The following is a 14,394-nucleotide window of genomic DNA, read 5'->3' as shown; positions in this document are numbered from 1 at the left end:
TTAAAAAGAATTATAGGTAAGAGCTACAAAAACTAATTGCATCTGTTGAGTGCTTTTCAAGAAGAAGTCATGTTAATAACCCTTTTTATTTACATTATCATTAAATTTACAAATATAATTAGAATAAGTAATGCATAAAGTCACTTTATACTTAATATTTCATCTACTTCTCATTTTTTCTACCTTCGCTAGTTATGCGCAAGAGATAGTCATTAGTGGCTTGCCTCATGAGATAACTAATTATAAAAAATGGCTAGGAAATAAAAAATGTACTGATATTAACAGTTATCAAAATGACTATGCTACGAAAGCTTCAACGCAAATAATGTTGATCTGTAAAGCTCTACAGCTTGGTGGGTTTAATGCAACCTTATCCTTTAATTCGATGCCAAATTATTCAAGAAGCTTATTCGAAGCTTATAAAGGTAGAATAGCAATACCTGGTGATTCAATTTGGTTATCACAAATATCTCAAAAACATTTTTATACTGCCCCACCTATATTTGCAGAGGGTGAATTTCAAAAAGGTTTCTTTGCACTTCCTGATAAACGAAAAGAAATTGAAGAACACATTAATATCAATAAATCAAAAGGTATTACATCATTACAAACCCTACGAGATTACATAGTTATAACATCCCAAAATTGGATATTTGATCAAGCAGCAATAAAAAATCTAGAACTCACCCACCTGTATACGACAAAAACAGAAAACATGTGCAATATGATTAAATATGGCCGAGGTGATTTGTATTTTGGTGAGTTAATTATGATTGGCAATAAAAAAATTGTTTTTAACTGCAACGGCTTAATTTTAGAGCCTATCAAAGGAATAAAAGTAGCATTTACAGAGTCTCGGCATTTTGTAGTATCGAAAAATATTGCTAACAGTTCAAAAATTTATGAGGCGCTTCGTAAAGGGTTAAATATATTACGAGCATCAGGTGAAATTGAGAAAGCTTTTTATCCTCATATTAACAATAAAAATATTATTGTTAATTGGCTAGACTTATTATCACTTTCACCCGAGCAAAAGCAGAAAAAAAATGATTAACTTATATCTAGCACTCACACTATTGAGTTTGCATTTCATGACGAATTTGACTTGTACATTCAGCTAAAATAATGGCACCCGCAGTAGATACATTCAAAGAATTCCCCATACCAAACATAGAAATATGAATTTGCTGATGACTTAACTTTAGTGCTACTTCACTAACACCTTTACGCTCATTCCCCAAAACTAATGCACAAGGAGACGGATAAGACACATTTTTATAATCGACTGACTCATGACATAGTTCTACACCAAAAATGGTGTAACCACTATTAATTAACGATTGTATACTTAATGCTGTACTATCACTGTACTCAATACATACCCATTTAGCTTCATTTCTAGAGGCTTTTCTTAATTTTTTATCTGAAATAGTTAACGCACCACAAACAATGATTTTTTCAATAGCAAAAGCATCTGCTAAACGAATAAATGAGCCTATATTATAGCTATTAGTAACATTATCTAATACCAATACAACAGGGGTTTTAGCTTTCTTTAAATATTCATCACGCGTAGGTTTCTTTTTTCTTAAATCTTCTTTACTAAGTTGTATTTCTAACGACATACTTCTGGCTCTTATAATAAACTGTGACGAATTTTAACTTATCTAGGCTATTTTTGTTAGTTATCTTCATATAGAATTCGCCTATAGCTTAACTTATCAATAGTTAAAATTAGGCCACAAACATGTAGCTGCTTCTTATTCCTTTCTAAAATGATACCAAACAAATGAATGATAAAACGATAGTAACCCATAATGGTAATTTTCATGCTGATGACGTTTTCAGTGTTGCAGCCCTAAAAAAGATTTTTTCTTCTTTTAATCTGATACGAACCCGTGATTTAGCTATTATTAGTAAAGCCGATATTGTGATTGATGTGGGTGGTGAATATAATCCTGACACAAATCGTTTTGATCATCACCAACGTGGAGGAGCTGGAGAACGTAACAACGGTATTCCATATTCTTCTTTTGGATTAATTTGGCAAAAATATGGTTTAGAAATTTGCCAAGGTAACCAAGATGTTGCCAATTCCGTAGATGCCGAACTTGTATCAACCATTGATGCTATAGATTGCGGACATGTTAAAGGTGTATCCACAGGAATTAGCCTTAGCCAAACTATTTCAATGTTTAATCCAACTTGGCAAGAAGATAGTCACTTTGATGACTGTTTTAATGAAGCTGTTGATTTTGCATTACGTGTTTTAACACGCTTTATTGCTTCTGCAAGTAGTGGAATCAATGCCAAAGAAATAGTCGCTAACGCTATTGAAAATTCAGTAGATCCAAGAGTTATTGTTTTAGAAAAATATACACCATGGAAAAGAACTGTACACGCACTTTCAGATGAAGCACTCTATATTGTTTACCCATCAGAAACTGGCCAGTGGCGAATTCAAACCGTACCAGCTGAGCTTGGTTCCTTTGATGATAGAAAACCTTTGCCCAAAGCTTGGGCCGGCCTAGCTGATGAAGCACTTCAGGCTATAACCGGTATTAGTGATGCCATGTTTTGCCATAATGGCTTGTTCATCGCAGGTACCAAATCTTTTGAAGGTACCATGAAAATGGCAGCAATGGCGCTTGAAGAAGCGCCATAATTATTTTGATTGTGTTGTTACTATCAAGCGTTTAATTTCTGCTAACTCTTGCTCAAGTTTATCAATTTGAGCACGACTTGCAGGCTCACCACCATCACCTGTTTCACCATGCTGCTCTGCTCGATGATTCTCATGTTCTTGACTCATCACCTCAAGCACTGTACCAACCATCATATTTAAGAAAATAAAGGCAGTTAGAAAGATGAAAGTTAAATAATAAATCCAACTAAAAGGATGGACTGCCATCGTTTCATACATTACGTCAGTCCAATCTTCAAAGGTAGCAACTCGGAATAACGTCAACATAGAAATAGACACATCACCCCATAATGTTTCATTAATTTGATGAAAGTACATGCTTCCCACGGCGGCATAAATATAAAATATAACAAACATTAGTAAAGCGATGTAGCCCATACGAGGAATGGCTTTAAGCAACGAATTAATCAGTAACCTTAACTCTGGCACCATTGAAACTAAACGTAAAACCCTGAAAACTCTTAACAACCTAGCTAATAGTACGCCCGATCCGCCAAGTGGAATTAAACTTCCAATAACAATAAAGGTGTCGAATACATTCCAACCACTACGAAAAAATTGCTTTTTATCTTGATGAGCAAAAAAACGAATGGTTATTTCAATAACAAAAAAGATAGTAATACACAAATCTAATAGCGTCAGTACAGCCATCGCATTCGCGGATAAATTATGTGTTTTTGCGCCAATCAATAATGCAGATAGCAAAATAACGGCAATAACAACGCCCTGAAATAATTTACTCGAGTCTATTATCTTTAAACGTCGTTGAGCTCTAAAAATAAAACTGTTCATACTATCTATTCACTCCTACAGCTTTATCACTTACATATGGATTAGTACGTCGCTCTTGTCCAAACGTTCCCATTGGACCATGACCAGGAATAAATCGTACCTCATCACCTAATGGAAAAATATTATTTCTAATAGAGTTAATCAAAGTCGCCTTATCTCCACGAGGGAAATCTGTTCTACCTATGGATCCCTGAAATAACACATCGCCTACTTGCGCTAATTTAGATTCTCGATGAAAAAAAATAACATGCCCAGGTGTATGTCCAGGACAAAAATAAACTTCTAAGGTAATGTTACCAAAGGTCACTCTATCACCTTGATCTAAAAATCGATTAGGTATGAAAGATTCTGCATATGAAAAACCAAAGCGTTGCTTTTGTTCTTCAATCAAGTCAATCCAAAACTGGTCTTCTTTATGTGGTCCTTCAATTTCAACACCATAATGTGTAGCTAGTGCATGAGTTGCGCCAGCGTGATCAATATGAGCATGAGTTAAGAGTACTTTATTTAAGGTTAATTGGTGCTTATCAATGGCATCAATCACTTTATCAATGTCTCCTCCAGGATCAATCACAGCAGCTTGCTTGGTTTCATCACACCAAAATAGAGTACAGTTTTGCTGAAAAGGCGTTACAGGAATGATTTGATACTGAAGCATATTTGTTGGATCTCAACACTAATTCAAAATTTTGCAAATGATAGCATAAATTATTTTGTTGGAAAGTAGCATTAATCACCGACAAGGATGATTATCACTTCCCCTTAGCGCTCATACTAGGTAAGCTCACAAGTTAATATATGTATTACTCAAAACAATTTATATTCTATGTCGATTTCTAACACTTCTCGTGATTCATTTCATTCTCGTATTGGCTTTGTATTAGCTGCTGCTGGATCTGCCATTGGATTAGGCAATATATGGGGATTTCCTACTCAAGCCGCTAATAATGGTGGTGGTGCTTTTTTATTTGTTTATCTTATTGTTACTTTGCTATTAGCCTTACCAGCACTCTATGCTGAAGTCTATATTGGTAACCAAGCACAAAAAAATCCTGTCAGTGCACTTGCTCAAGCTTGTGGTAAACGTTTTAATAAACTAGGTAGAAAAGCCGGTATTATTGGCCTAGTCGGCGCAATGATGATGCTTAGCTTTTATAGTATTGTTGCCGGTTGGATGCTTGCTCATGCCTTAAGTGCTTTATTTGAACTGGTAGGTTTTTCTGATTTATCTACTTGGTTATCAACATCAAGTACATTACGTAATGTAATGTTCACGCCCGTTTTTATTTTATTAGGAGCAGCAATAATTCACCAAGGTGTTCATGCCGGCATAGAAAGATGGTCCAGTCGTTTAATGCCTTTATTACTTATGATGCTAATTGGTCTTATTATTTACATTCTACAGCAAGAAGGCGCTGCTGACGGTGTTGCTTTATATCTAATCCCTGACTTTTCACAAGTAACTAGCCCGACATTAATTATATCAGCCATGGGGCAAGCATTTTTCTCATTGTCAATTGGCGTAGGTGGCATGATGGTCTATGGCTCTTATATGAAAAAAGGTGAGAATATTGGCAAGTTAGTTGTCTCTATTGCCGCACTTGATACTTTTATCGCCTTTTTAGCCGGGTTACTTATTATTCCAGCTTTATTCGTTGCACAACATGCCGGACAAGATGTTTTTAACAATGGTCACTTAATTGGTGAAGGCCAGCTTATATTTCAAATTTTACCTTCGTTATTTTCATCTATGGGTACTACAGGCTTAATTGTTGCGTTTAGTTTCTTTACTTTATTATCTATTGCAGCACTAACTTCAACCATTTCAACAACGGAAGTACCTGTGTCGTATTTAGTGGAAGATAGAAAACTTAACCGTAATCACGCAACTTGGTTAGTTTCTGGTGCTGTTTTAGTTGCTAGTATGACATTAGTTGCCTTTTTTGATGTCTTATTCGGGTTAGTTGTACAAGCCCTTACAACTATTTTACAACCATTAATGTCGCTGTTTTATTTCATTGTTATTGGCTGGATTTGGAATAGAGGTAATAAAATCACCGACATTGCGGTATTAAACAGTAATATAAAGTTAAAGCTATTTGGCTTTTATTTACGTTATATTTGTCCTGTTCTACTATTAATTGTTTTTGTTAATGTCGCATTTTAATATAAAAAATTGCCCCCCCCCTTTAATCTGAGTTTTTAATAAAGTAGTAAGCACTAACTTTTTTTAATCAAAGGGGGCTCTGAATCTTGTAATTCGACCTGCTCGATTTTTTCAAATCGAGTAGAAATTTTATCTGCCGACGTATGAATTTGTTTCACATCTACAGCCGCTTGATCAATATGTTTTGCTAAATTAGCAAATCGACCTTTAAAACGGTCAAAATCTTTGGCTAAATCAGATAAATGCGCTTGAATAATATGAACCTGCTTTCGAGTTGCTTCATCTTTTAATACTGACCGTGCCGTGGTGAGTATTGCCATAAGTGTTGTAGGAGAAGCTAGCCAAACACGCTTTTTATTAGCATAATCAACTAAATCACTTTGGTGTCCGTGAATCTCAGCAAAAATAGCTTCTGCTGGAATAAACATAATTGCACCGTCAGCAGTTTCTTTATCAATTAAATATTTGTCACTAATATCGTTAATATGTTTTTTAATATCAACTTTAAATTGTCGTTGTGCGGCTTTACGATCTGACTCTGCTAATTCAAAGTCCATCATTTTACGATAACTTTCTAGTGGAAATTTAGCATCTACAACTACGTTTCCAGTAGGCTCAGGTAAAAACAATACACAATCGGCAATTTTTCCATTTGATAACGTGTGCTGAAGCTTAAAACTTTGCTCTGGTAGCACATTGCGAATTAAACCACTTAGTTGTACTTCACCAAATGCCCCTCTAGAGCGTTTATCATTTAACACCTCTTGTAAGCTAACCACATTGGTTGATAATTCGGTGATTTTTTTCTGTGCGTCATCAATCAAGGCTAAACGCTGCAAAATATCACTAAAGGTTTTAGTTGTTTTTTCAAAGCCCTCTGCAAGCCGCTTTTCTACTTGACCGCTAATTTCTTGTAAACGTTTATCGGTCGCATTCGTTAACACATCAATACGTTTAGTCATTTGCTCACTGCTTTGTATTAATGATTTGCTCAACTCTTCTCTATTAGCCTGCGTGGTTTTATTTAAATGACTAATTAGTTGATCCAACGTTTGATTTTGATTTTGACTTAACGTTTGATTAAGTTGATCTTTTTGACTTCCTAACTCTCTTAGTAACTTCAATCTAAGATCAGCCATCTGTTGGTCAAAAGCGCTAGACAACTGCAATTGTTGTTTGTCGAAAAGTTGTATAAGCGCGCTATTTTGTGAAGATGAAGCTAATTCAAGCATGGCACTTATTTGGGAAATTTGATGATTTTGTTTTAAATTTTGTCTAAAAACAAACAGTAACGATAAAAGCAAAACAATAAGTGTGAGATAAATAGCAAGCTCTGCAATTTCTGCTTGCTGCAAAAATAATAACATTAAAAACCTTGTGCACTGTAAATATAAACAGTCATTTAAGCATAAGTTTTACTTAGCTGCTAGTTATTTATATTGATCCTTTTTGGTATATCTTAAGTATTGAATAAAGCAGATCAGAATGAAGTCATGTTTGCAGTAAACAAGATATTACACATCGCTATAATAAAGCATAAACGCTAATAGCACTTTTACCTCAATTAATGATAAAATATTGCAATTATTATTAAGTAGCAAAGTAACAACGAATACAACTCAAGTTACTAATTGATCCTATTACCTTTTGTAGAGAAAAACATGAAAACCCATTTCGACGAATTATTAGATTTTCCCACAGTATTGAACTTTAAAGTAATGGGTGTTGCCTGTGACGAACTGCCCGATTTAATTATTGCAGAATTACAGAAGCATACTCCTGGTGACTATACCACTAGAATAACCCCAAGCTCTAAAGGCAATTATCATGCTGTATCTCTTCCGGTAAGAGTTACCAGTAAAGAACATATTGAAAAAATTTACGAAACGTTAAATGCAATAGAGCAAGTGCGTTACGTTTTATAAAAGTACAAAGTACTTTAACTTTCTGTGAGATTTGTCGTGTCCGACTCTACCGTAACAGTAAACAAAAATAACTTAATTGTTCGACAATTAAATACTATGGATTACAGTAAAGTTTGGCATGCTATGCAAAATTTTACTGATAATCGTGATGACCAAACTAGTGATGAACTTTGGCTGGTCGAGCATCCCCCAGTTTTCACACAAGGACAGGCAGGAAAAGAAGAACATTTGCTAATGCCTGGCGATATCGAAGTTGTCAAAGTTGACCGAGGTGGCCAAGTGACTTACCACGGCCCAGGACAGCAAGTTATTTATTTTATGATAAATTTACGCCGTAGAAAAATAGGCGTTAGGCAATTAGTCACGTTAATTGAAAACGGAATCGTTGCTTCACTTAACGACTTTGATATCAAAGCATATCCAAAGCCTGACGCACCGGGTGTCTACGTCAATGATAAAAAAATAGCTTCTCTTGGATTAAGGGTTAGAAAAGGTTGCTCTTTTCATGGCTTAGCACTCAATGTGAACATGGACCTATCACCTTTTTTACGTATAAACCCATGCGGTTATGCTGGCCTTGAAATGATCCAAACATCTGACATTGAAGGTCCACAAAACATGACTGATGCTTGTAATGCATTAGTTAAACATTTAATCGCTTTGTTAGAAACTGACGAAGTAAGTTACCAAACAGGATTACCGAGCAATTATGAGCAACAACATGCCAACTAGCGACAGCAAAATAATAGAAGTTAACACTGCGGTAAAAAAATCATCAAGAATGGCGCCTGGTACAAAGCTACGTGATGCTGATAAGTTAGCGCATATCCCTATCCAAGTTGTTAGTTCAACTAAAGAAACTATGCTGCGTAAGCCGAGTTGGTTACGTATTAAATTACCACGTTCAAGTGAACGTATCGATAGTATTAAAGCTAATTTACGTAAAAATAACCTTCATTCAGTCTGTGAAGAAGCCTCGTGTCCTAATTTATCGGAATGTTTTAACCACGGCACAGCAACCTTTATGATTTTGGGTGATATTTGCACACGTCGTTGCCCATTTTGTGATGTTGGTCACGGTCGCCCATTAGCACCTAATAGTGATGAGCCTAAGAAACTAGCTAATAGCCTTAAAGATATGGGCTTAAAATATGTCGTTATCACCTCTGTTGATAGAGATGACTTACGTGATGGCGGTGCTCAACAATTTGCTGATTGTGTAAAAGAAATCGGTGAGCAAGCGCCAGAGACTAAAGTTGAAATATTAGTACCTGATTTTCGCGGCAGAATGGACAAGGCACTCGAAATATTAAATCAGCACCCTCCTCATGTATTTAACCACAATATGGAAAATGTGCCACGTCTTTATACTAAAGTTCGTCCCGGCGCTAACTACCAGTGGTCTTTAGATCTGCTTAAACGTTTTGGTGAAGCTAATCCTACTGTTGCTACTAAATCTGGCTTAATGGTGGGTTTAGGTGAAACTAATGAAGAAATTTTAGCGGTTATGCAAGATTTACGTGATCACGGTGTAACCATGTTAACCATTGGACAATACCTACAACCAAGTAAAGATCATTTAGCCGTTGAGCGTTATGTGCATCCAGATGATTTTGCCATGTTTGAACGTGAAGCTAAAAAAATGGGTTTTGTTCATGCCGCATGTGGCCCACTGGTTCGCTCTTCATATCATGCTGATAAACAAGCAGCCGGTGAAGAAGTTAAATAAATTTTAATTTAGACTTTATCTTATAGCACCATAACGAGAACACTATGTCAGTCTACTATACGCTTTGCTTTCTTGCGGCGGCAGCGATGCTCATCGCCTTCATCAATAGTAAAATAGGTAAAATGCAAACGACTATTGCTATTACCGCAGGATCGATGATTTTGTCCTTATTGATACTATTTTTTGGTCAAAATGAATGGTTCAATCTAAAGCAAGTAGCAACTGAAACGATGACAAGTATCAACTTTGAAGATTTTTTACTTAAAGGGATACTCGGATTTCTATTGTTTGCTGGTGGGTTAGGCATTAAATTGCCTAACCTTAAAGATCAAAAATGGGAAATTACCGTATTAGCGTTAGGTGCAACACTTTTTTCTACCTTTTTCATCGGTTTTTCTCTCTATGCTATTTGTCAATTAATCGGTATTAATTTAGATTTGGTATATTGCCTATTATTCGGTTCATTGATTTCACCGACCGACCCTATTGCTGTGCTCGCCATCGTAAAAAAACTGTCGGCTCCTAAACGAATTGCCACTCAAATTGAAGGAGAATCACTCTTTAATGATGGTTTTGGGTTAGTTATTTTTGTCACGCTATTCACCATTGCTTTTGGTCAAGAAACACCTACATTAGGCAGTGTGTCGCTATTGTTTGCTCAAGAAGCGCTTGGTGGCATTATTTACGGATTTTTATTAGGTTTACTTTTTCATTATTTAATCAGTGCGACTAATGATCACTCCATGGAATTACTATTAACAATTGGCGTACCTACGGCTGGCTATGTATTTGCCGATATTATTCATGTATCAGGACCACTAGCAATGGTTGTATCGGGTATTATGATAGGTAACTGGACAAGATTTGTTGGCTTTTCAAAAGAAAGTGAGGAACATCTGGATCATTTTTGGGAACTAGTGGATGAGTTTTTAAACGGTGTACTATTCTTACTAATTGGTCTATCTATGCTGCTATTTAAATTTCATGCCGAAGATTGGATCTTAATGGCTATTGCCATTCCTTTAGTACTACTCGCACGCTACCTTAGTATTTTTACTTCTTATATTGGTTTTAAATGTTACCGTAGCTACAACCCTTGGTCAGTAAGGATACTCACTTGGGGTGGATTGAGAGGTGGTTTAGCATTAGCTATGGCACTTTCTATTCCTCCGGGTGTATTAGTTATTCCTGATAAACAAATAGATGTCAGAGAACTTATTATGGTGATGACATACTCTGTTGTTGTATTTTCTATTCTTATTCAAGGCTCAACAATTACATCCTTGATTGATAGAGCAAAGAAAGCTGAAAAAGAATAAAACTCGAAGATGTAGAAAGCACATACCACTGCTTTACTTTAAGTACCTTTGTTGATAACACAGCAACATAATTAAACAGAGAGTTTTAGATAAAAATTAGCGATGAGCCTAGTTTAGAAGATTATAAAACTTAGTGCCATGCTGATAAGTAAGCGATTAACGAAAAAGTAAATTAATATTACTAACGGTAGCGACTACTTAATATATCGCTACCGTTTTAACATTATGTAAACAATAATACTCTCAAATAAAACATCAACTGGAAATCGGTTTATTTAGTGTTGTAAAAACATAAACTTCGCTACAAACAATGCTGTTAGCGCCCATACCCCACCCGATATTTCATTAGACTTACCTGCCCCCAACTTAAGCACTGTATAAGTAATAAAACCAAAGGCGATACCGTTTGAAATAGAGAAGGTAAATGCCATCATCACTGTTGTACACACGGCAGGGGCATACTCTGTTAAGTCATCCCAATCTAGACCTCTTAAAGAGCTCATCATCAACATAGCGACATAGATAAGTGCACCATCGACAGCAAATCCCGGTAGCATTTGTGCAAGTGGTAAGAAAAACATGCCGACAAAAAATAGCAAACCAATGGTTACTGCAGTAAGCCCTGTACGACCACCAACAGAAACCCCCGCAGCCGATTCAACATAAGAAGTAACTGGCGAACAACCAAAGGCAGTACCAATAACTGATGAGATAGAATCAGCCTTTAAAGATTTATTCAATCCTTGGATTTTACCGTTTTCATCCTGTAAATTGGCGCGTTCAGCAACCCCCATAAGAGTTCCAGCTGTATCAAAAATATTAACAAATAAGAAGGTAACGATCACAGGGATTAACGCAACTTGAAAAGCGCCAGCAATATCAGCTTTCCACAAAATAGGTTCAAGCGCTGCAAAATCAGGAATAGCTAACAAGCCGTTATAGCTCATAAAACCTGAAGTAGGAGCAAATGATTTAGCCGCTTCAGCAACAACAAAAAAGTCTGTTGGTAAAACCCAAGTCATTATAAATGCAACCAATGTAGTCACGGCAATACCAATTAATACAGCACCAAAAACGTTACGATAACTAAGAATAGAAATAAGTAAAAAACTTAAAAATCCTAATGCTGGTGCTTCTGGCCCAAAAGCACCAAAGCCAAAATGAGTTAAGTCTGCAATCGCTACAATATTATCAGGATCAGCAACAACTAGGCCGGTAAAACGTAAACCAATAAAACCAAGAAAGAGCCCAACACCAGCAGTCATCGCCAACCGTAAGCTCATCGGGATACTCTCTAGCATCCATTCTCTAAGCCGAGTAACACTCATTAACACAAAGAGCACACCTGAAAGGAACACTGCTCCTAATGCAATTTCCCAGCTGTATCCCATACTACCAACGACAGTAAAGGTAAAAAATGCATTCAACCCCATACCTGGTGCAAGGCCTACCGGCCAGTTTGCGTACATCCCCATTAAGATTGTCGCTATAGCAGCCCCAAGACATGTTGCTAAAAATAACCCATCAAAGGGCATGCCAGACTTAGACATAATTATGGGGTTTAAAAACATAATATAAGACATAGTTACGAAGGTGGTAAAACCTGCCATAACTTCTATTTTGACTGTAGTTTTATGGGAAGATAATTTAAACCATCGCTCTAAAAAACCGACACTTTTTACTTGTTTTTCATTAGTGTTACTAACTTTTTCCATAACTACAATTCTCTTATTTATTTGTAAAGAATATTTTATTTTTAAAGTGATTTTTTATTGCAAGGATAATTATAAAAGAGTAATTTTAGTTTAGGATCATTATATAAATGAATCTGAGTATAACTATCTTCTTAGTAACCGAAATAAAAATCAATAATTTATAAATACTCGTTAAAGTGCTACATAGCAAACCAATTCAGATGGCACTAAGAAATAAAATCTGATTAAGCAATGACTACTTATTAATAAATGCTCATGACTCATGTAACATGACGGGTGAAGTATCTACTTGTGAGAGTAGTAATCGACACAATTTAAGACATAACCATTGCTTATCCCACTAAGTAATCACAACAAAGTCACAAAATCTGACAAACATGTCAACATTTTTGTCGCGCAAACGAATGAATAATATTAACTTGTAGCATGAAATTAAATCACCTATAAACATTTATACACGTGATAACTTATCGAATACTATCCGGTGCTCGCAAATTAAATACTATACCGTGCCCAATATAAGTAAGTAACCAAGGTATAGTGCCTTAAAAAATAATTAAAGGAAAAATATGCATCCATCATTAAAAATATTAGCTAGCGTAATATTATTCACTGCACAATTAATACTTTGTCAAGAAAGCTCAGCTAAATCATGGGCTGAAGTAAACCAAAATAATGATAAATGGTTTGATGACTTCAAAAGCAAAGCAACAGATAAGCAACTATATCAATTTCTATATAATATGCCTAAAGGGGCTGATTTACATCAACACTCTAGTGGTAGTAACTTTCCTCGTTGGTGGTACGAAATCGCCACCAATAGTGAACTTAATGGTGGCTACAGTTATTACACCAAAGTCGCATTAAATTTATGCCAAGGTTATGGTCAAAATGCATTTGGTTTCAGCTCTCCTATGCTAACGTTCGTTAATATAAGTGCCCATACGTATCATCAGCTAAGTAAATGTGAGCAAAAAAATTATAAAGCTTTGTCATCATTAACAGCTTCCGAGAAAGAAGCATGGCAGCAAAGCTTATGGTTAGATAAAGATTTTGAAGGACGTGATGAGTTTTTTCAAGCTCACTGGCAACGCTTAAATGAGCTAACCAGTAACCCATATATCGCTGCTGAATTGTTTGTTCGTAATATGAAATCATTTTCTGATGAAGGTGTTATTTATCTTGAAAGTCAATTCAATGTATCTGCCTTTATGACGCCTGACGGTAAGCCACAAACACAAGAAAAAGCCCTAACAATTCTTAAACAACGATTAGCTCAAAAAGATGCGAAGGAAACAGGTGTCACAGTCAAATTGATCTATCAACTTTTACGATTTTCACCTATTGCAGAACAACAACTAACCGATATTTATAAGTTTGTTGATAAACATAGAGACATTTATGTTGGTATTAACATGGTCGGCAGAGAAGATAATGGAAAAGGCCATCCACTAAGGTTTTTATCGACTTTACGTGAATTAAGACAACAATATCCAGCCATTGCATTAACCATTCATGCAGGCGAAGTTGATGAACCCAATTTCCATATTAGAGATACCTTACTATTGGGCGCAGATAGAATTGGCCATGGTGTTAATTTATTAGGTGATCCCCAAACGCTACTGTTAATGCGTCATAACCATTACTTAATTGAAATTAATTTGATTAGTAATTTATTATTAGAATATATTGACGATTTTAAAAATCATCCCTTCCCTGAATACTTGCGCACTGGAATACCGGTTGCTTTATCAACAGATGATAGAGGTATGTTTCATTCAAACTTAACTGATGAGTTTTTTGTTGCGGTTAAATCGTTTAATTTATCTTGGCAGGAAGTTCTAAAATTGAGTAAAAATTCGCTTGAATATAGTTTTTTGAATATTGCAGACAAGCAACAAGTTAGTGATAAGTTTAACCAAAATATAAAATCGTTTGAGCAAAGCTTTAAAAAGGATGGTGTTGATAGTTTAACTAAACCAGCAGTCTTAAATGAATTTATTCGTCGTCAATACCCACAACTAAACAAATCTATCAATTAGG

The 14,394-nt window shown here is 35.6% G+C and carries 13 protein-coding genes; 8 read left to right on the top strand and 5 right to left on the bottom strand.

Annotation, left to right across the window (positions count from 1 at the left end):
- Nucleotides 1-130 precede the first annotated feature (130 nt).
- Entirely contained in the window at nt 131-1,054 is a 924-nt protein-coding gene (locus KO509_RS04085; RefSeq protein WP_215972016.1) for a hypothetical protein, read from the top strand.
- A 19-nt stretch (nt 1,055-1,073) separates the two neighbouring features.
- On the opposite strand, the gene KO509_RS04080 is transcribed toward KO509_RS04085, so the two are convergent.
- Nucleotides 1,074-1,625, bottom strand: coding sequence for a TrmH family RNA methyltransferase (locus KO509_RS04080; protein WP_215972015.1), 552 nt, complete (start codon nt 1,623-1,625; stop codon nt 1,074-1,076).
- A 164-nt stretch (nt 1,626-1,789) separates the two neighbouring features.
- Here KO509_RS04080 and KO509_RS04075 point away from each other — a divergent pair, with 164 nt between their 5' ends.
- A complete protein-coding gene (locus KO509_RS04075) occupies nt 1,790-2,665 on the top strand; it encodes an MYG1 family protein (RefSeq protein WP_215972014.1) in 876 nt (291 codons plus the stop codon).
- Here KO509_RS04075 and KO509_RS04070 read toward each other — a convergent pair whose 3' ends face one another.
- Complete coding sequence (locus KO509_RS04070) at nt 2,666-3,496, bottom strand: ion transporter (protein WP_215972013.1); 831 nt, start codon at nt 3,494-3,496, stop codon at nt 2,666-2,668.
- A 1-nt stretch (nt 3,497) separates the two neighbouring features.
- A complete protein-coding gene (locus tag KO509_RS04065) occupies nt 3,498-4,154 on the bottom strand; it encodes an MBL fold metallo-hydrolase (protein WP_215972012.1) in 657 nt (218 codons plus the stop codon).
- Nucleotides 4,155-4,322: 168 nt separating this feature from the next.
- Here KO509_RS04065 and KO509_RS04060 point away from each other — a divergent pair, with 168 nt between their 5' ends.
- Entirely contained in the window at nt 4,323-5,663 is a 1,341-nt protein-coding gene (locus KO509_RS04060) for a sodium-dependent transporter (protein WP_215972011.1), read from the top strand.
- A 53-nt stretch (nt 5,664-5,716) separates the two neighbouring features.
- On the opposite strand, the gene KO509_RS04055 is transcribed toward KO509_RS04060, so the two are convergent.
- The gene (locus KO509_RS04055) at nt 5,717-7,030 is read right to left on the bottom strand and encodes a DNA recombination protein RmuC (protein WP_215972010.1); all 1,314 of its coding nucleotides are present in this window, start codon (nt 7,028-7,030) and stop codon (nt 5,717-5,719) included.
- A gap of 294 nt (nt 7,031-7,324) precedes the next feature.
- Between KO509_RS04055 and ybeD the strand changes: the two genes are divergently transcribed.
- Genes ybeD through KO509_RS04035 form a run of 4 tightly spaced genes read left to right on the top strand, consistent with a single transcriptional unit; the run spans nt 7,325 to nt 10,636 of the window.
- Nucleotides 7,325-7,588: a DUF493 family protein YbeD gene (gene ybeD / locus KO509_RS04050; protein ID WP_159821267.1), complete on the top strand. Its 264-nt coding sequence runs from the start codon at nt 7,325-7,327 to the stop codon at nt 7,586-7,588.
- A 36-nt stretch (nt 7,589-7,624) separates the two neighbouring features.
- The gene (gene lipB, locus KO509_RS04045) at nt 7,625-8,320 is read left to right on the top strand and encodes a lipoyl(octanoyl) transferase LipB (protein WP_303495488.1); all 696 of its coding nucleotides are present in this window, start codon (nt 7,625-7,627) and stop codon (nt 8,318-8,320) included.
- The gene (gene lipA / locus KO509_RS04040; RefSeq protein ID WP_215972009.1) at nt 8,298-9,317 is read left to right on the top strand and encodes a lipoyl synthase; all 1,020 of its coding nucleotides are present in this window, start codon (nt 8,298-8,300) and stop codon (nt 9,315-9,317) included. The genes lipB and lipA overlap by 23 nt, the downstream gene beginning before the upstream one ends.
- A 44-nt stretch (nt 9,318-9,361) precedes the next feature.
- Nucleotides 9,362-10,636, top strand: coding sequence for a sodium:proton antiporter (locus KO509_RS04035; protein ID WP_215972008.1), 1,275 nt, complete (start codon nt 9,362-9,364; stop codon nt 10,634-10,636).
- Nucleotides 10,637-10,911: 275 nt separating this feature from the next.
- On the opposite strand, the gene KO509_RS04030 is transcribed toward KO509_RS04035, so the two are convergent.
- Nucleotides 10,912-12,351, bottom strand: coding sequence for an NCS2 family permease (locus tag KO509_RS04030; protein ID WP_215972007.1), 1,440 nt, complete (start codon nt 12,349-12,351; stop codon nt 10,912-10,914).
- Nucleotides 12,352-12,920: 569 nt separating this feature from the next.
- Here KO509_RS04030 and KO509_RS04025 point away from each other — a divergent pair.
- Nucleotides 12,921-14,393 carry an adenosine deaminase gene (locus tag KO509_RS04025; protein WP_215972006.1) on the top strand — a complete coding sequence of 491 codons (1,473 nt, stop codon included), beginning with the start codon at nt 12,921-12,923 and terminating at the stop codon, nt 14,391-14,393.
- Nucleotide 14,394: the final 1 nt, after the last annotated feature.

Origin of the sequence: Colwellia sp. C2M11, from assembly GCF_018860915.1 — a bacterium.
GTDB lineage: Bacteria > Pseudomonadota > Gammaproteobacteria > Enterobacterales > Alteromonadaceae > Colwellia.
The sequence above is the reverse complement of the archived record's forward strand: the minus strand, read 5'-3'. Positions and strand labels throughout refer to the sequence as shown.